Consider the following 16,184-nt stretch of genomic DNA (forward strand, 5'->3'; position numbering starts at 1 on the left):
GGCCAAATCGTGTGGGGCGGGGTCATAGCGGGGGCGCCCTCGTCTGGTGCCCTCCGGTCTAAACCTGTCCGGAGGGCACCAAGGCCTTGCCGATGTCAGAGCCAGGGCCTTGTGGGGCTGTGGTCCAGTTGGTCGTTGAATTCCTGGGCTTCGCGGTAGTACTCCTGCATTGACAGCTGGGAAGCGGCCAGGGGGTCGAGGATGATCACTGCCCGACGGTGCAACTGCAGCACTGAGGCGGGGCAGTGGGCGCTGACCGGTCCTTCCACCATGGCCTGAACGGCGGCAGCCTTGTTCTCTCCCATGGCCACGAGTACGGCCAGCTTCGCTTCGCGGATGGTTCCAAGGCCCTGGGTCAGGCATAGCCGCGGAACATCACCCTCCGGGAAGTACCGGGCGTTGTCCGCGCGGGTGGCTCCGGCCAGCGTCTTCACCCTGGTACGGGAGGCCAGGGAGGACGTGGGTTCGTTGAAGCCGATGTGGCCGTTGGCCCCGATGCCCAGGATCTGGACGTCCACGCCGCCCGCCGCCACGATGGCAGCGTCGTAGCGCTCAGCCTCGGCGATCAGGTCCGGGGCGTCCCCTTGCGGAGTGACGAGCTGACCCAGGGGCAGGTCGACATGATCGGTGAATTCCCGCCGGATGGTGGAGTAGTAGGACTGTTCGTGCTCCGGGGGCAGCCCGGCGTACTCGTCCAGGGTGAAGGCGGTGACCTGGTCGAAGCTGAGCTGTTCTTCGCGGTGCCGCCGGATGAGTTCCTGATAGGTGGATTTCGGTGAACCACCGGTGGCCAGTCCCAGTACCGCCGGTCCCTGCCGGACCCGGGCTTCGATGATGTCCGCGGCCCGGACCCCTACATCCTCAACGGACTCACACAGAATAATCTGCACGCGTATTCCTTTCCTGCGTTAGCGGTGTGCCGGCGCGGTAGACCTGCAACAGTTCAAGTTCTTCGGTGGTGACCAGCAGGTCCGCCCTGCGCCCTTCCGTGATGGAGCCAACTTGGTCGAGGTCCATCAGCCGGGCCGGGGTGGTGGAAGCAGCCATGACGGCGTCGTCGAGGGGGATGCCCCACTCAACGCAGCGGCGCACGTTTTCCAGCAGCCGGCTCGTCGCGCCGGCGATCGCCCCAGGCTGCCCTCCGTCCACCGCTGGGGCCAGCCGGGCAACGCGGTCCTGAACCAGCACGTCCAGGCGGCCCAGGGTGTACGGGCCGTCCGGCATTCCCGCCGCCGCCATCGCATCCGTGACCAGTGCAATCGACCGCCGGCCCACCAGGTCGAAGACCATGCGGACGATCTCCGGGTCCAGATGTATGCCGTCGGCAACCAGCTCCACCACCATCTTTTCCGGAGACTGCCGGGCCGCCTGCAGCAGGACCGCGATGGGCCCGGGCGCCCGGTGGCCCAGCGGGGGCATCCGGTTGAACAGGTGCGTAGCCGACCATGGACCCGCATCGCCCGGACCGGCGTTGCCCGGACCGCTGTCCGGCGAACTCGCGAGTGCTTCCCTCGTCCTGGCCGCCGTGGCGTTGGTGTGACCGAGGGACGGGACCACGCCATACTCCCGGCAAAGCTGCACCAGTTCGGCAAAGTGCGCGGTTTCGGGGGCGAGGGTGATCGAACGCACTGTGCCCTGTCCCGCCTCGAGCCACCGGGTCAGGAGCGCCGGGTCGCCGTCGATGATGGCCGCCGGGTCCTGGGCTCCGCACATGCTCTTGGCGATGAACGGACCCTCCAGGTGCAGGCCTGCCAGGGTGCCGTCCTGCACCAGCCCCCGCAGGACCGCGATCTGTTCCAGCAGCACGGGTGAGGGCGCCGAGACGAGTGAGGCGAGCACCGACGTCGTTCCCTGGGCGGCGTGATGGGCCGCGGCCAGGCGTGCACCCTCCGCATCCGCGGAGAACGTGTGTCCCACGGCGCCGTGGCAGTGCACGTCCACGAGTCCGGGCAGGATGAGCGGCACCTGCTCGATTTCGACGTCGATGCCGGATGGAAGGTCTGCCGTGGGGCCGCACCACAGGATGGCGGCCCCGGCCACCACCACGGTGCCGTCGTCGATCGTTTCTTCGCCGGGGCGGCCGGTGACGAGGCGGCCCCGCAGCCCCAGCCCGCCGTCGGCGTTCAGTGGCAGTGTCAGGTCAGCTCGCATCGGCTTTGGCCATTGACTCGTTCTCGTCGGTTTCATCTTCGCGTCCCATGGTGCGCAGGTTCCAGCGCCGGATGACGAAGCGGAAGATCACGTAGTAGACGGCGGCGTAGCCGAGCCCGATGGGGATCAGCCAGAGCGGATTTTGGGCGATGCCGAAGTTGAGGACGTAATCAATGGCGCCGGCAGAGAAACCGAACCCGTGGTGGATACCCAGGGCATTGACCAGCATCATGGACGTTCCGGTCAGGACGGCGTGGACGAGGTAGAGCGGCCAGGCGACGAACATGAAGGAGAATTCCAGCGGTTCGGTGATGCCGGTGAGGAAGGCGGTGAGGCCGGTGGAGAGCATGACGCCGCCGACGATCTTCTTCTGGGAAGGCTTGGCTTCGTGCCAGATGGCGAGGGCGGCCGCGGGCAGGGCGAACATCATGATGGGGAAGAACCCGGTCATGAAGACTCCGGCGGTGGGGTCCCCGGCGAAGAACCGGTTCAAGTCGCCGTGGGCCCCGTCGTAGTCACCGATGATGAACCAGACAATGGAGTTCAGGATGTGGTGCAGTCCCACCGGGATGAGCAATCGGTTGAGGACGCCGTAGATGCCGCTGCCCTACCACGGCGTTGTCCGCGACAGTGTTGCCCACTGCCGTCAGCCCCGTGTTGAACAAGGGGTAGATCAGGGCCATGACCACACCGATGACGATGGCGGCGAACGAGGTCAGGATGGGCACCAAACGGCGGCCGGCGAAGAACCCCAGCCAGTCCGGCAGGGTGGTGCGGTGGAACCGCTGCCACAGCCAGGCTGTTGTCAGGCCCATGACGATACCAGCCAGCACGCCGTAATTGATGACCGGATCTTCCCCGCCCTCAGGAGCCGGGCCCAGCACCAGGGGTGCCATGACTTTGAAGACGTTGGTCAGGACCAGATAGCCGACGACGGCGGCCAGGGCAGTGGAGCCGTCACCCTTTTTGGCGAAGCCGAAGGAAATTCCGACGGCGAAGAGCAGCGGCAGGTTTTCGAACAGGGCGCCACCGGCTGCGCCGATGACCTGCGCAACGGTGCGCAGGGATTCGAACCTGCCCAGCAGGTCGTCCTGGCCCAGGCGGAGAAGAAGCGCGGCGGCCGGAAGGGCGGCAATCGGGAGCATGAGGCTGCGGCCGAAGCGCTGCAGGTTCTGCAGGGCTTTGCCGCTGCCCTTGGCTTTTCCGGGGGCTGGGGCAGCCGCCGGGTCGGCCCCGGCAGAAGGGGGCGGGTTTTCCGTGGACATGGGGTTCCTCGATTCAAAGAAGGGCTTGGTGCTTGTGCGTCGGGGCCGGATTCAGTACAGTCATTTCCAAGTGGTTATAACCAGTGATACCCATCACTGTGAAGTGCGGCAGGTCCGGTTGTCAACCTCAGGGCGGACAAAAAGCCTAAAAAAGGACCCGGCCGTGGCCACCAGGAAAACAACAAGAGGAGTGGACATGTCCAAAGCAGAAATCATCCTCGCCGCCCTTGGCGGCGCCGACAATGTGGAAGAGATCGAGGGGTGCATCACGCGGCTGCGCACCGAAGTGATCGACGCCGGGCGGGTGGACGAGGCCGCGCTCAAGGCCGCCGGCGCGCACGGCGTGATGATGACCGGCACCGTCGTGCAGGTGGTCGTCGGACCCGAAGCCGAGAGCCTGGCCGAGGACATCCAGGACCTGATGTGAGCACGGCAGCACTGGCCGGGGCCATCAGCGTCGCCTCACCCCTGCCCGGGCGGCTCATTCCCCTGAATGAAGTGCCGGACCCGGTGTTCGCCAAGGGGCTCGTCGGCGGAGGGGCCGCCGTCATCCCCGACGACGAAGCCGGCGTGCTCACCGCCGTCGCTCCCCTGGACGGCCGCGTCATCAAGGTCATGCCGCACGCCTACATCGTCCAGCACGCCTCCGGGCCCGCGGTGCTGGTCCACGTCGGAATTGACACCGTGGGGCTGAAGGGCGAGGGCTTCACCGTGATCGCGCAAAAGGGCGACGAGGTCCGCGCGGGTGACCCCATGATCAGCGTGGACGTCACACTGGTCCGCTCCAAAAACCTCAGCATGTGCAGCCCGGTGGTGGTGCTGGACACCAAACCGGAGGCCGTGGACTCCCCGGCGGCCGGGGGCCGCGTGGAAGCGGGCGGGCACTTGTTCAACTTTCCCGGAAAATAGGGGACATGGATACGGCAGGGGAACTGAAACACGTCTGGGTCCGCAAGCAGATCCAGGACCTGGTGGCCACCACCCTGCGGCCCGGCGACGCCCTGCTGGGCGAACGCCAGCTTGAAGAGCAGTTCGGCGTCTCCCGCATTACGGTGCGCCGGGCCATCTCGGACCTCGTCCAGGAGGGGGCATTGGTTCGGATCAAGGGTAAGGGGACCTTTGTCTCGCACGGACGCGTGCGCTCCACCCTGCACCTGGCGTCCTTCAACGAGGACATGCGGGCAGCCGGTTTCGAACCCGGCACCCGCGTCATCACCGCCCGGACCGCGGTTCCGCCGGGCCCGGCGGCCGAACATCTGCAGCTGGCGCCAGGGCGGGAGGCGTACCAGATCAGCAGGCTGCGCCTGGCCAACGGGACGCCCGTCAGTGTGGACGAATCATGGTTGCCGCCCCGGTTGCTGCCGGGCCTGCTCTCGGAAGACCTGACAGGATCCCTCTACCGGGTCCTCGCCGCCTTCGGGCACCCCGTGCAGCATGTCGAACAGACTGTAGAGGCGGCCGCAGCACCGGAGGTAACCGCCGCCCTACTGGACATCGCACCCGGGGCGCCCGTCCTGCTCTTCCACCGCCGCTCCTTCACCGGACCGGACGATCCGGGCATACCCATCGAATACTCCATCTCCACCTACCGCTCAGACCGGTACCAGGTCTCGATGCGCCTCGGGCTCGGGTAACTGCAGGTCTGCCGTGCGGACGTTTCTGTATCCAGTGAAAGCCCTAATTCCGGGCTCGCATATACGCTGCCGGTGGCCTGCTGGTTAGACGAAGCCGAATACCGGCGGGAAGAACACGACCACGACGGTAGCCCAGAGGCCGTAGACCGGCAGGTACCGTGTTTGCCAGCGCTCGACCGCGGTAAACGGGCGTGGACCGCGCAGGAATCCGACGGCGAGCCAGCCCGCCCGGAACAGGTGCACCAGCAGTAGAAGGTTCAGGCCAAGCGCGGCGATCTTGTTCGGGCTGTAGCCGAACTCGGCGATACGGGTGAGCATCGCAGCCAGCATCACGGCATCCACAGCGAGGGCCGCGACGACGAGGACCAACTGCAGAGCATCGAATAGTCCGGGAGGTGCGAGCGGGTCGCGGGCGGAGATCGAGTAGAGCAGCAGGCACAGGACAAGCACGAGGATCGCGTCCATGAGGATCAGCAGGTTGCGGTCGATGTCGACGAAGCCGCCCGCGGTAGCAAGGACGGCCAGAAGGACCAGCAGCATGGCAACTGTCAGGGGTGTGAAAACGCGGGTGAGGACGGGGGCGATGTTTTCGACGACGTGCTGCTTGGCTTCGACGAGCCAGACGGCGACCAGGAGCGCTCCGGGCACCGCGAACGGTAGGATCCAGTCTTCCAGGACCGGTTCGAAGTCGGTGCCAATGAGCTGGAGGGTCGCGAGTGTGAGTGCGATCAGCACTGCGCCGCCGAGCGCAAGCAGCGTGAAGTAGATAGCGAGCTCGCCGGTGAATCGGACGAAGTCCATGCGTCGCTTGTCGGACCGCCACCTCCCTCCGGCGTAGGCCACTCCGGCCAGCAGCCACAGGATGACCGGGGCGTGCAGTGCGGCGAGCATCGCGGTCGGGCCGCCCGCGGCGAACGGGTAGAGGTTTAGCGCGACTGCCAGAGCGGCAAATGGGACAAGCAATGTCGCTGCCACCGCGCCGGTCAAGCGGCGCTTCCACGCGAAGTACGCAGCCAGGAATGGGAAGACGAGCAGTCCCAGGTTGCGCGTCAGTGCTGCGTCGTCGTGGATCCACACAACACCGGCCTTGACCGCCACTCCCGCTCCGACGGCGAGCGTGAGGACGACGGCCAGCTCGCGCCACGGTGGCGTGTCGGCGTCGTCGGAAGCCTCCGGCACCAGGACAAGCTGCTTCCACAGCCGGTCGGAGTGTTCGCGGGCAAACTCGTGTGAGACGGCGTCGAGGTTTCCCAGGCGCTTGATGGCGACGAGGAAGGCCTCCTCGTCATCGAGGCCGGTCGCCTGCCGGTCGGCAATCTGCTCGCGCAGGTGGTCCTCCAGTTCGTCGACGTCGGCGTGGGAGATCGTCTGGCTCCGCTGAACGTATCCGCGCCACCGGTCGATCTGGGCCTCCAGCTCAGCGTGCGATGGCATTACGCCCACCCCTCCACCGCGGCAGAGCGCCGCTGCGTTGTCTGCCACACCTGCCGCAGCGCGTCGGCGACGACGGTCCACTGCTCCTGCCGCTCGGCGAGGGCTTCCCGGCCTGCTGGCGTGATTGTGTAGTGCTTGCGCCGGCGACCGGCGTCGGAGGTGCCCCACGAGGAGGAGACGTAGCCGAGCCGCTCGAGACGGTGCAGTAGCGGGTAGAGCATCCCGTCGGTCCACTGCATGCCACCGCCCGACAGCTCACTCACGCGCTTGAGGATTGCATAGCCGTACAGGTCGCCGTCCGACAGGATACCGAGCACAAGCGGGGTGGCCGAGGCGGCGACCAGGTCTTTATCAATGCGCACAGCATCTCCTATACCTAGATCTGAAGGGTATTAAACATAGTAGCTCTAGGTATGGCAATTGGCGTCGGCGGGACGCGCGTGGGAGGACGTTCGTCGGCAGTTCGAGGCCGCGGGAAGGAACACGCGATCCCTATTACTGGCTGCCGGTCCGGCCTACACTGGTTTTGCATTCAGCGGTTGCGTCTAGGGAGAATGTCATGGCCGTTATTGAGCAAGTGTATGAAGGAATGCACGTCGTGGGCCCGGATGGGAAGAAGGTCGGCAAGGTCGAGGACCTGAAGATGGGTGATCCGGAGGCAGTGACCTCGGACGGTCAGACTGATCCTGAAACGGGAGGCCTCGTCGGCAGCGTGATTGACGATTTCGCGAGAACCTCCAGATTGCCGCGCCACACTGCGGAGAGGCTGCTGGCGGATCGGCTACGTGAAGATCGACAGGTCCGGTCTGTTCGCAGGCCACGCGTACCTTGCCTCGGATGAGCTCGACCGGGTTGAGGGCGACACGCTGTGGCTCAAAGAGGGCCTGCACACCGATCACTGAGGTGCCCCGGGCTGCTGGGACGCGCTGGCGGAGCCCGCGCCCCCCGATTCTGAAGGCGTTTTCGGTGCCCTATGAGTGCCGGGCGGAAATGGCGGTTCCGGGTTTACCGTGGATGTATGGACTACCTGAGAGGTCCGCTGTATCTGGACATCGCTGCGAAGGGTCTGTGCCTGGTGGGCATCCTGTTGATGATTTTCGGGCAGGGCGGATGGTTCGCCGTCGGGGTCTTCGCCATGGTCTTTGCGGTGCTGTTTGGGGCGTGGGCCGTGGTTGCCGTCCGTCGGATGGGATCACCGAATGGCTTCTCAGGCGTTGCACTTTTACGCGCGCGGACTCCGAAGGACGACGCCGGGGAAGGCGACGGGAAGCCATGACCATCAAGAAGTCGTCCGGATCATAGTTCAGCCGGGTGCGTCTCCAGGGACCTCTTCGCCGGCAACATCGGCCTTCGTCCAGGTAGCCACAACGCTGACGCCACCGCCTTCATCGCGATCAGTCACGATATCGATCTCGCCCGGCGCCGCACCCATGCCCAGAAGATCCTGCCGGTAAGTTGCCACGAGTTCCGAAAGACTCTCTTCAGTCCATTCGCCGGGGCGCATCCGGGTGGAGATCTCCACTGGTTCAGGCTGATATAACGTCATTCCCTGCCTCCTTGGGCGCTTCCGGGTCGCCCCGCGGCCATCTAGGCTCTGGTTCCTGCAACCCACTCGCTCCACGGTAGAACCGCCAGCGCTCCCGGACAAGAACCAGTACGGCATTGACCACGGAAAGGGGTGACGCGCCCTTCGTCGGGTTTCCCGTCCATCTCCATCTCCGGCGCTGGCAAGTCCGGCCAGGCAAGGCCGTCAATGACGACGGGTGCTTCCCCGGGCTTGGCCCTACAGGCGCGCAGCTGGGCTATTTTCGCTGGAGTGTGAAGACGTCCGTGAAGCTGTGGCCCTCAGCCGGAACGAACCGCGCGTCGAGCTTCTCCGCCGAGGCGGTGACGTCCAGCGTGCCGAGGGCAGGATTCCGATTCTTGCCCGACCAGGTGGAGAAGTAGCCGGCTTCAGGATCGTTGTTTTTCACATTGTAGAGACCAACACCCCCGACGCCGACGGTGACAAAAACCGTTCCTGAGCCCTGCACCATATCGCCGTCTTTGTCAGTCATGCACGTGGCGGAAAACTTGGCGGGGACGAGCTCCGAGCACCTGCCGCCGAACCCCACCTGATGCGATCGCTGATAGATGTGGTCATGACCGGACAAAACGAGGTCCACCTTCTTGTCGATCAACATGTTCGTGAAGTCCTTGCCGGCCTGGCAGCTTTTCTCACCCACGCTGAAGCACAGGGCATGCATTCCGACCACGGTCCAGGGGATTCCCTCTGATCGTGCCTGATCGATGGCTTCCGCAGTCCAGCGCCAGCGTTCACTTCCCCGCGAATAATCGAGGGGCTGCCCGTTCTTAAAATCGATTCCCGGGGACACCATGATGAATCGCACCACCGGATTCTGCTCCGGGACGTCAACGCGCCACTGCGTCCCGTACTCGCCCTCAAGGCCGGGCAACTTGTTCGGAAGGCAACGGACGAATTTCTCGATATCTCCGTCCTCCCCGTTGCTCTCGTGGTTTCCGGTAATCAACTGATACGGGAAGTCGGCGCCCAATTTGCCGGTGACCATGTCGCAGAATTCGTCCTCGAGTCCGGCCTTATAGCTAAAATCCCCGAGGGCAAGATTGAGTTGGGGGTCGAGACCCGCGATGACGTCCAGCACCTTTTTTGCCCCCGTCCCGACGCCGATGTCTCCCTGGGCGGTAAAGTGCACCGGTTCACCCGACGGCGGCGGGAGGATGAAGGTCGGGTCGGGCGCAGGCAGCGTTGGGGAAGGGGCGGTTTGCGTCGGGGGAGGCGTGGGTTCCGGCGGACCCGGGTCGCACGCGGCCAGCATCATGGTCAAACTCAGAAGACCGGCGCCCAAGCCGGCCCTGCCGCGTTTGCTCAGCGATCGGACCACGATTCCTCACTTCGATCAGAAGTCGGCGAAAGCTCGGTGTTCATAGGCCACCGTAGCTTGGCGCTCAGGCGAAGACCAGACCCATTGCGGAAGCTCCTGTGCCGCTGTACTTCGCCCCATGTTCGTGGGACGGGATACCGCCGACCGGAGCAGCTCGATGTAGCGACGGGCACTGTCTTACGGGACGCACGGTGGGACTGGGATGAAGGTGTTCATGAGGGTTTCTTCACGACCGTTTCATCCGTTCTTCATCGTTGTAGTTCATCTGGAGGCACGAACCGGCTTGTGCCGGAGGAAGTTTTGCGGGAGTTGAGGACCCCAGTGAACACGGACGGACAGAGCTCGAGTGTGATTTGTGAACTGGCGGAATGGACCGCCAGGACTCCCACACTCCACGGCGTGGTACCGCTGGTCGGCGTATCCGCCGGGTCCTGGAGCTGACGACATGGACTGGACCTCGCCCGTCCCCTTGTCTGCCGACGACGATGCCGGCACGACCTGGCTGGTCCGCCGGGCTTGGCCTGATAGGACGCCAGGGGACTACGTACTGGAGGTCCTGACACCCGGACGGCCCGGCCGTGCCGCCGTAGCCGCCGAGCGCTGCGCACAGCTGGACATCCTGCTGGACGCCGGCGCTTTCGTAACCCCCAGAATTCTTTCCCGGAGGTCCCAGGACGTCATCGTTTTCAGTGCCATCCCGGGGCCGACTCTGTATGAGGTCGACTCCACGACGGACGATGAATCGTTCGCCCGCGCGTGGGAGAAATGGTCTCGCGCCTGGGCCGGGCAGGTGAGCGGCTCCAAGGGCCCCGCCGCACAGGGCGTTCTTAACAACCTTCCCCTGCATTCAGCAGAGCTGGAAGCCACCAGGGTGTGGCGGCTGGTGGACCTCTGGTTGCATCACAATTAAACTGTCCCGGAACTGACATCTGCGGGTGACTCGTTGCGCTCCGCTGCAGAGCAAGTGACGACGAACCTGTTTCGGACCGCACCGGATCCACTGGTGTGGGCTCACGGAGGGCTTCACGAAAAGCAAATCATCGCCACCGAGGGCTCGTCCCCGCTTGGACTGCTGGACTTCGACAGTACGGCCCGGGCCGAGGCCGCCCTGGATTTGGCCAGCATGGATGTTTTTCTGGAGCTTCGCCTGCGGGAAAACGCATGACGTCGGCACGATACCGGACGTCACACACGCAGGTGCTGGCCACTGCGGAAGAACTGCACGTTAGTCCGGCCCGGTTCGATGCGTACTCGGACGCTAGGTGGCTCCGTCTGGGATATATGCCGCTCCGCGGTCGCTTCTCCCTTGCCCTCGCCGTCCTCGCGGAGAGGAGAGCCGCGCAGGTCGGCGAACTGAGGAAGTGACAGGGGTGTACGGGATCAATGCCTAGGGGCGGTTTTCTAGCGTGCGGGGGTCGGTGTTGGCACCGCATACGATCACGGCTACGTGTTCCTCGTCTTGGGGCAGGTACGCGCCGGAGGTGAGCGCAGCTAGAGCTGTCGCAGCCCCGTACTCGGCCGGGATAGCGAAACCCGGTACCGGCGCTGCCAACGCCAGGAACACCACCACCACCTGGTCTGTGCCGCTACTGCGGCCACACCATTGAAGTCGCCGAAACCACCGTCGAACGCTGAGCCGACCGGATAGCGCGCCAACACGGATTCGCGGGCGTCTCTCACACCGTCGAGCTCCTCGGTGTCTGCGCCCTCTCCAAGGATCAGGCCCCGGCCAAAGTCCTCTGCCAGCACCCTTGCTCCACAATTGGTAATGAGAATCATTTGCATCTAAAGTGACTGGTCGGTATACGAAGTTTTTGACGATGCAGAAGGACCAACCATGTTTGCGTACAGGATGAAGGCTGCGGTGGCGTCCGTCGCCGCGGTGTTGGTGATGTCAGGGTGCGCTGGGACAGGTGCGAACAGCGCTCCCGCGCCGCAGCAGCCGTTGAAGGTGGTGGGGCAGTTCGAGCTCCACAGCCTGGACCCGGCCACTAGCGGAGGGTTCTTCACGCGGCTGCAGGTGGCTGAAACCCTGGTTGATGCCGATAACCAGGGGGCGCTGCAGCCGGGGCTGGCGACGGAGTGGGAAGTCTCCGGGGACAACCTCTCCTGGCGCTTTACGCTCCGCAAAGATGCCCTCTTCCATGACGGAACCGCGGTGACGGCCGAGACCGTCACCCAAGCCCTGGAGACTGCCCGGGGCAAGGCAGCAAGCCCGCTGTCAACGGTTCCCCTGAAGGGCATCACGGCCGACGGCGGGGCGGTGCGGGTGGACCTGGCGGAGCCTTACGCTCCGCTGGCCGCAGTGCTGGCCCACACCAGCACGCAGATCCTCGCCCCCAGCTCCTACGGTGCAGGCCAGGCTGTGATGCAGATAGTGGGCTCAGGCCCGTACCGGGTGGAGCGGCTGGAGCAGCCGTCCAACATCGAGCTGACGGCTTTCGAGCAGTGGCAGGGTACGAAGCCGGCGATCACTAAGGTGAGCTACCAGGCCGTAGGGCGGTCAGAAAGCCGGGCGCTGATGGCCGAGAGCGGGCAGTCCGACGTCACATTCGGCATGGACCCGACCAGCCTGCAGCGCCTGAAGCAGGCCGGCAAGCTGGACATCACCGACGTCACGCTGCCCCGCACGATCCTGCTCAAGGTCAATGCAGGCCACGACATCCTCGGCGATGTCCGCGTCCGGCAGGCGTTGAGCCTGTCCCTGGACCGTAAATCGATGGCAACGGCATTGCTCCGGGATCCCGAAATGGCAGCAACCCAGCTGTTCCCGCCCTCACTCCCCGAATGGCACCAGGACTCCGTCACCCCGCTGGAATATGACCCGGCCAGCGCCCGCAAGCTGCTCGCTGACGCCGGCTGGGCCCCCGGCAATGACGGCATGCTGGAACGGAACGGCCGCAAATTCACGGTCACCCTGCGGACCTTCCCGGACCGCCCCGAACTTCCCATCCTTGCCACCGCCATCCAGGCCAAACTCAAGGAACTCGGCATCACGCTCGATGTGAAGGTGGGCAACTCCAGCGAGATTCCCGCCGGACACCAGGACGGCTCCCTTGAGCTGGGCCTGTTCTCCCGCAACTACGCGCTGGTTCCCGATGCGCTGGTCACCCTGGCCGATGACTTCGCACCCGCGGGCGCCGACTACGGGGCCATGGGCTGGAACAACCCGGCCCTGACCTCGACCCTGAACACCATGGCCGGCGGCACCAACCCCGACGCCCCGGCCGATCGCCGGAAGCAGGTAACGGACATTCTGCAGAGCGAACTGCCCGTCATTCCGGTGGCCTGGTACCGCCAGAGCGCCGTTATCAGCAAGCGGGTGGACGGACTCGCCCTGGACCCGCTGGAACGCTCCTGGCGGCTCAGCGACCTGACCTGGGCGAAATAGGGGAATCCGCCATGAACCCATCAAAAACCGCACTCCAGATCCCCGCGGGGCCGGCCGTGCGGGTACTTCGCCAACGCGCCATCCAGGCGGCCGCGGTGGTGCTGCTCGTCTCAACAGCATGCTTCGCCATCGTCCAGAGCCTCCCCGGGGACATCGCTTTCCGCATCGCCGCAGGCCGCTACGGCTATGACCACGTGACTGCCGCCTCCGCGGATGCGGTCCGTGCCGAGCTGGGCCTGGACCGGCCGGCATGGCAGCAGCTCCTGGACTGGCTCGCGAACCTGCTGACGCTTGACCTGGGCACCTCCCTGGTCACCGGAGCCGGCATCGCCGGTGAACTCGGGCTATATCTGTCCAGCAGCGTCCAGCTCGCCGCCGCAGCACTGGCCCTGGCCCTGGCAGCAGGCGTCACCGTCGGTGTCCTCGCCGCGGCACGGCCCGGCGGGGTCCTGGACCGGATGACCACCCTGTGGGTCTCGGCCGCGCGTGCGCTGCCGCCTTTTCTGCTCGGCCTGGTCCTGATCCTGTTCTTCTCTGTACACCTTGGCGTGCTTCCCGCAGCGGGCCACGGTCAAGCCAGCAATATCGTGCTCCCGGCGGCGACGCTCGCCGTCGGACTCTCCGGCCTTTTCGCCCGGGTAACCCGGGACACGGTGGTGCAGATCCGGCAGTCCGAATACGTACGCTTCGCCGCGACCAAAGGCCTTGGCGGACGCCTGGTATTCCTTCGCCACATACTCCGCAATACCGGCGTGACCCTGATCGCCTATATCGGGGTGCAGCTGCTGATCCTGATCGAAGGCGTCGTGGTCGTCGAAAGCCTCTTCGCCTGGCCCGGGTTGGGGCACGCCCTGGTCCATGCGATTTTCTGGCGGGACATCCCCATGATCCAGGCGACGGCGCTGGCCCTGGCGCTCCTCGTGGTCGTCCTGAACACCGTGGTGGACCTCGGTTCCCTCGCCCTTGACCCGCGTCCGCGCAGCCGGGAGGCAGTCCTGTGAAAACACCGGCCATGACCACAAGCAACTCCATCAGCGAGGCCGCACTCAGACAGGCGCCGCCCCCGGCACCGCCCCGGGACCCCCGGCAGCGGCACTGGCTGATGACAGGTACACCAGCGCAGCGGGCCGCGGCCGGCCTGTTGGCCGTGCTGGTGCTCTTCGCCGTCGCCGGGCCGCTGGCCTGGCGGGACCACGCAGCCCAGGACCTCTCCCGGTTCCTCGAAGCACCCAACCTGGCCGAACCGCTGGGACGGGACCACGTGGGCCGCAGCGTCATCGCCCGCCTCGCACACGCCACGCAACTGTCCCTGATGATGGCCGTGCTGTGTGTCGCCACGGCCCTGCTGGCCGGAACACTCGCCGGCATATGCGCCGCCTGGCGCGGAGGCTGGATCGACACCGCCCTCCATGGCGTGTCCGAGGCCTTCATCGCCCTTCCGGCCCTTCTAGTGGTCCTGATGTTTTCCGCCATAGCCAACGGCGACCTGTGGACGCTCTATCTGGGGCTGGCCCTGGCGCAATGGGTGGAGTACTTCCGCATGGTCCGCGCCCGCAGCGGCCTGGTGCTGGCCGGTCCCGCGGTCGAGGCCGCCGGAATGCTGAAGCTGGGCCCCGTACACATCATGCGCCGGCACCTCTGGCCCGAACTGCGGCCGCTGCTGACCACCATGGCGACCTTCGGCATCGGTTCCTCCATCCTGGCCCTGTCTACCCTGGGCTTCGTCGGAGTCGGAGTCCGGCCGCCCACACCTGAACTGGGACTGATGATCACCGAGGCGTTCCCGTATTACCACGAAGCGCCCTGGATGTCCCTTGCCCCCGTCCTGGTTCTCACCACCATCCTGATCGGGCTCCTGAGCCTGCGACGCAAGGAAACCAGCCCATGAGCATGCGCCTGAACAACCTCGCCGTCACCCACCACGGCGCCACACTGGTCGAGGTCGCCGACCTGGACTTCGAACGCGGATATCCGGTGACGATCGTCGGCGAAAGCGGATCCGGAAAATCGCTGCTGGCCCACGCGATCATGGGAACCCTCCCCGCAGCCCTCAGCGCCGAAGGAAGCCTGGTCATGGACGGCCAGGCCTACAACCTCGCCGAGCCGGGGAGCCGGCGGAAGCTTTGGGGCCCGGTGATGTCCCTGCTGCCCCAGGAACCCATGCTCGCCCTTGACCCGACGATGCGCGCCCGGGACCAGATCGCCGAAGGCGCCCGGTCCTTCACCGCAGACAGGCGGTCCGCGCGCCAGGCAGCGGGAACGCTGCTGGCTTCACTTGGTCTCGGGCACGCAACCGGGGCATTCCCCCACACCCTCTCCGGAGGCATGGCCCAACGCGTCGCGTTCGCCGCAGCCACCATCGGCGGGGCTCCCGTCCTGATCGCTGACGAGCCGTCCAAGGGCCTGGACGACCGTGCCCGGGCTGAGCTGGCGGGACTGCTCAGACGGCATATCGACGGCGGCGGCATCCTGCTGACCATTACCCACGATCTGGACCTTGCCCGCGAAATCGGGGGCGACGTCCTGGTGATGAAGGACGCCCACATCATCGAACAGGGGCCTGCCGTGCAGGTTCTCACCGAGCCCGCACATCCTTACACCCGCCGGCTGCTCGCTGCCGAACCCTCAAACTGGCAGCACCCCTGGATGACAGCCCCGGCACCGCTGCATGAAACAGCCAGAGCCCTTGTCCGCGGAGAAGGGCTGGCTAAAGCCTTCGGCGGGCAGAACCTCTTCTCGGACCTCTCCCTCGCCGTCCATCCCGGGGAACGGCTCTCACTGAGCGGTCCGAGCGGCAGCGGCAAAACCACGCTGGGGAACGTGCTGCTGCGCCTGCTGCCCTCCGATGCCGGACGCGTGCACCACGCCGATACGCTCCAGGGAGGCAGGGTGCAAAAACTTTACCAGGACCCTGCCCTGGCCTTCCCGTCGGGAGTGCCTCTCCGCGACTCCCTGGGCGACGTGATCCGCCGTCACCGGCTGGACCCTGAACGTCTGGAGGAACTCATGGCATCGCTCCGCCTCGCCCCGGTGCTGCTCACCCGCAGGCCCGGGGAGGTCTCCGGCGGTGAGCTGCAGCGCCTTGCCATCATCCGCTCGATGCTCCTGGAACCGGCCCTGCTTTTCGCCGACGAACCCACCTCACGCCTTGACCTCATTACCCAGGAAGAAACCATTTGCTGCCTAATGGAACAGGTGGGCCGCCACCGCTGCGCACTGGTACTGGTCACCCACGACAATGCCCTGGCCGACGCTGTCAGCCACCGCAGCATCCTCCTCGGGACAGGGGAGAAACTGACCAAAAGTGCAAACTCCTTCGCCTGAACGACTGGCGCTCCCTGACTCATCGACAGCCTGAGGCCATGAGCGACGGCGCTATAACTGTGACTTGACCGATCCGTCGTAT

General features: G+C 65.6%; 16 protein-coding genes and 1 pseudogene. 10 read left to right on the top strand and 7 right to left on the bottom strand.

Going from position 1 to position 16,184, the window contains the following annotated elements:
- Positions 1-95 precede the first annotated feature (95 nt).
- The 3 genes and pseudogenes from nagB to QFZ69_RS02175 all read right to left on the bottom strand — a co-directional run bounded on the left by nagB (position 96) and on the right by QFZ69_RS02175 (position 3,416).
- Positions 96-890 (bottom strand): glucosamine-6-phosphate deaminase, encoded by a 795-nt coding sequence (gene nagB, locus QFZ69_RS02165; RefSeq protein WP_306915329.1) that lies wholly within the window; start codon positions 888-890, stop codon positions 96-98.
- Entirely contained in the window at positions 871-2,151 is a 1,281-nt protein-coding gene (locus QFZ69_RS02170) for an N-acetylglucosamine-6-phosphate deacetylase (RefSeq protein WP_306915331.1), read from the bottom strand. The genes nagB and QFZ69_RS02170 overlap by 20 nt, the downstream gene beginning before the upstream one ends.
- Positions 2,141-3,416 (bottom strand): annotated as a pseudogene (locus QFZ69_RS02175) (PTS transporter subunit EIIC). Before QFZ69_RS02175 ends, QFZ69_RS02170 begins: the two are co-directional and overlap by 11 nt.
- On the opposite strand from QFZ69_RS02175, the gene QFZ69_RS02180 reads away from it, so the two are divergent.
- The 3 genes from QFZ69_RS02180 to QFZ69_RS02190 are packed head-to-tail and all read left to right on the top strand — an operon-like array spanning position 3,415 to position 5,050.
- A complete protein-coding gene (locus tag QFZ69_RS02180; RefSeq protein WP_306919570.1) occupies positions 3,415-3,843 on the top strand; it encodes a glucose PTS transporter subunit EIIB in 429 nt (142 codons plus the stop codon). The pseudogene QFZ69_RS02175 and the gene QFZ69_RS02180 sit on opposite strands and share 2 nt — an antisense overlap.
- Positions 3,840-4,325, top strand: coding sequence for a PTS glucose transporter subunit IIA (locus QFZ69_RS02185; RefSeq protein WP_306915334.1), 486 nt, complete (start codon positions 3,840-3,842; stop codon positions 4,323-4,325). Before QFZ69_RS02180 ends, QFZ69_RS02185 begins: the two co-directional genes overlap by 4 nt.
- A 5-nt stretch (positions 4,326-4,330) precedes the next feature.
- The gene (locus tag QFZ69_RS02190; RefSeq protein WP_306915336.1) at positions 4,331-5,050 is read left to right on the top strand and encodes a GntR family transcriptional regulator; all 720 of its coding nucleotides are present in this window, start codon (positions 4,331-4,333) and stop codon (positions 5,048-5,050) included.
- Between the two features lie 84 nt (positions 5,051-5,134).
- On the opposite strand, the gene QFZ69_RS02195 is transcribed toward QFZ69_RS02190, so the two are convergent.
- The gene (locus tag QFZ69_RS02195) at positions 5,135-6,484 is read right to left on the bottom strand and encodes a permease prefix domain 1-containing protein (protein WP_306915338.1); all 1,350 of its coding nucleotides are present in this window, start codon (positions 6,482-6,484) and stop codon (positions 5,135-5,137) included.
- Entirely contained in the window at positions 6,484-6,846 is a 363-nt protein-coding gene (locus tag QFZ69_RS02200) for a PadR family transcriptional regulator (protein ID WP_306915340.1), read from the bottom strand. Before QFZ69_RS02200 ends, QFZ69_RS02195 begins: the two co-directional genes overlap by 1 nt.
- A gap of 656 nt (positions 6,847-7,502) precedes the next feature.
- Between QFZ69_RS02200 and QFZ69_RS02205 the strand changes: the two genes are divergently transcribed.
- Positions 7,503-7,760, top strand: a complete 258-nt coding sequence (locus QFZ69_RS02205) for a hypothetical protein (protein ID WP_306915344.1) — start codon at positions 7,503-7,505, stop codon at positions 7,758-7,760.
- 27 nt (positions 7,761-7,787) lie between these two features.
- Here the strand turns inward: QFZ69_RS02205 and QFZ69_RS02210 are convergent, their stop codons facing one another.
- Together QFZ69_RS02210 and QFZ69_RS02215 are read right to left on the bottom strand one after the other, a co-directional pair.
- Positions 7,788-8,030: a hypothetical protein gene (locus QFZ69_RS02210; RefSeq protein WP_306915346.1), complete on the bottom strand. Its 243-nt coding sequence runs from the start codon at positions 8,028-8,030 to the stop codon at positions 7,788-7,790.
- 256 nt (positions 8,031-8,286) lie between these two features.
- Positions 8,287-9,198, bottom strand: coding sequence for a metallophosphoesterase (locus QFZ69_RS02215; protein WP_306999877.1), 912 nt, complete (start codon positions 9,196-9,198; stop codon positions 8,287-8,289).
- Between the two features lie 634 nt (positions 9,199-9,832).
- On the opposite strand from QFZ69_RS02215, the gene QFZ69_RS02220 reads away from it, so the two are divergent.
- The 6 genes from QFZ69_RS02220 (at position 9,833) to QFZ69_RS02250 (ending at position 16,102) form a co-directional block, all read left to right on the top strand.
- Complete coding sequence (locus QFZ69_RS02220) at positions 9,833-10,297, top strand: hypothetical protein (protein WP_306915350.1); 465 nt, start codon at positions 9,833-9,835, stop codon at positions 10,295-10,297.
- 93 nt (positions 10,298-10,390) lie between these two features.
- Positions 10,391-10,552, top strand: coding sequence for a hypothetical protein (locus QFZ69_RS02225; RefSeq protein WP_306915352.1), 162 nt, complete (start codon positions 10,391-10,393; stop codon positions 10,550-10,552).
- A gap of 672 nt (positions 10,553-11,224) precedes the next feature.
- A complete protein-coding gene (locus QFZ69_RS02235; protein ID WP_306915353.1) occupies positions 11,225-12,778 on the top strand; it encodes an ABC transporter substrate-binding protein in 1,554 nt (517 codons plus the stop codon).
- Between the two features lie 11 nt (positions 12,779-12,789).
- Complete coding sequence (locus QFZ69_RS02240; protein WP_306915355.1) at positions 12,790-13,779, top strand: ABC transporter permease; 990 nt, start codon at positions 12,790-12,792, stop codon at positions 13,777-13,779.
- 11 nt (positions 13,780-13,790) lie between these two features.
- The gene (locus tag QFZ69_RS02245) at positions 13,791-14,666 is read left to right on the top strand and encodes an ABC transporter permease (protein WP_306915357.1); all 876 of its coding nucleotides are present in this window, start codon (positions 13,791-13,793) and stop codon (positions 14,664-14,666) included.
- On the top strand, positions 14,663-16,102 hold the full coding sequence (locus QFZ69_RS02250; RefSeq protein ID WP_306915359.1) for an ABC transporter ATP-binding protein: 1,440 nt from the start codon (positions 14,663-14,665) through the stop codon (positions 16,100-16,102). Before QFZ69_RS02245 ends, QFZ69_RS02250 begins: the two co-directional genes overlap by 4 nt.
- The last annotated feature ends 82 nt before the right edge of the window (positions 16,103-16,184 follow it).

It is taken from the genome of Arthrobacter sp. V1I7 (genome assembly GCF_030817015.1).
In the GTDB taxonomy this organism is placed as follows: domain Bacteria; phylum Actinomycetota; class Actinomycetes; order Actinomycetales; family Micrococcaceae; genus Arthrobacter.

What these genes read in the sequence shown, in the direction of transcription:
- QFZ69_RS02170 (WP_306915331.1), bottom strand. Translation starts at nt 2,151, where the DNA reads ATGCGAGCTGACCTGACACTGCCACTGAACGCCGACGGCGGGCTGGGG.
- QFZ69_RS02180 (WP_306919570.1), top strand. Translation starts at nt 3,415, where the DNA reads ATGGGGTTCCTCGATTCAAAGAAGGGCTTGGTGCTTGTGCGTCGGGGC.
- QFZ69_RS02190 (WP_306915336.1), top strand. Translation starts at nt 4,331, where the DNA reads ATGGATACGGCAGGGGAACTGAAACACGTCTGGGTCCGCAAGCAGATC.
- QFZ69_RS02195 (WP_306915338.1), bottom strand. Translation starts at nt 6,484, where the DNA reads ATGCCATCGCACGCTGAGCTGGAGGCCCAGATCGACCGGTGGCGCGGA.
- QFZ69_RS02205 (WP_306915344.1), top strand. Translation starts at nt 7,503, where the DNA reads ATGGACTACCTGAGAGGTCCGCTGTATCTGGACATCGCTGCGAAGGGT.
- QFZ69_RS02210 (WP_306915346.1), bottom strand. Translation starts at nt 8,030, where the DNA reads ATGACGTTATATCAGCCTGAACCAGTGGAGATCTCCACCCGGATGCGC.
- QFZ69_RS02220 (WP_306915350.1), top strand. Translation starts at nt 9,833, where the DNA reads ATGGACTGGACCTCGCCCGTCCCCTTGTCTGCCGACGACGATGCCGGC.
- QFZ69_RS02235 (WP_306915353.1), top strand. Translation starts at nt 11,225, where the DNA reads ATGTTTGCGTACAGGATGAAGGCTGCGGTGGCGTCCGTCGCCGCGGTG.
- QFZ69_RS02240 (WP_306915355.1), top strand. Translation starts at nt 12,790, where the DNA reads ATGAACCCATCAAAAACCGCACTCCAGATCCCCGCGGGGCCGGCCGTG.
- QFZ69_RS02245 (WP_306915357.1), top strand. Translation starts at nt 13,791, where the DNA reads ATGACCACAAGCAACTCCATCAGCGAGGCCGCACTCAGACAGGCGCCG.
- QFZ69_RS02250 (WP_306915359.1), top strand. Translation starts at nt 14,663, where the DNA reads ATGAGCATGCGCCTGAACAACCTCGCCGTCACCCACCACGGCGCCACA.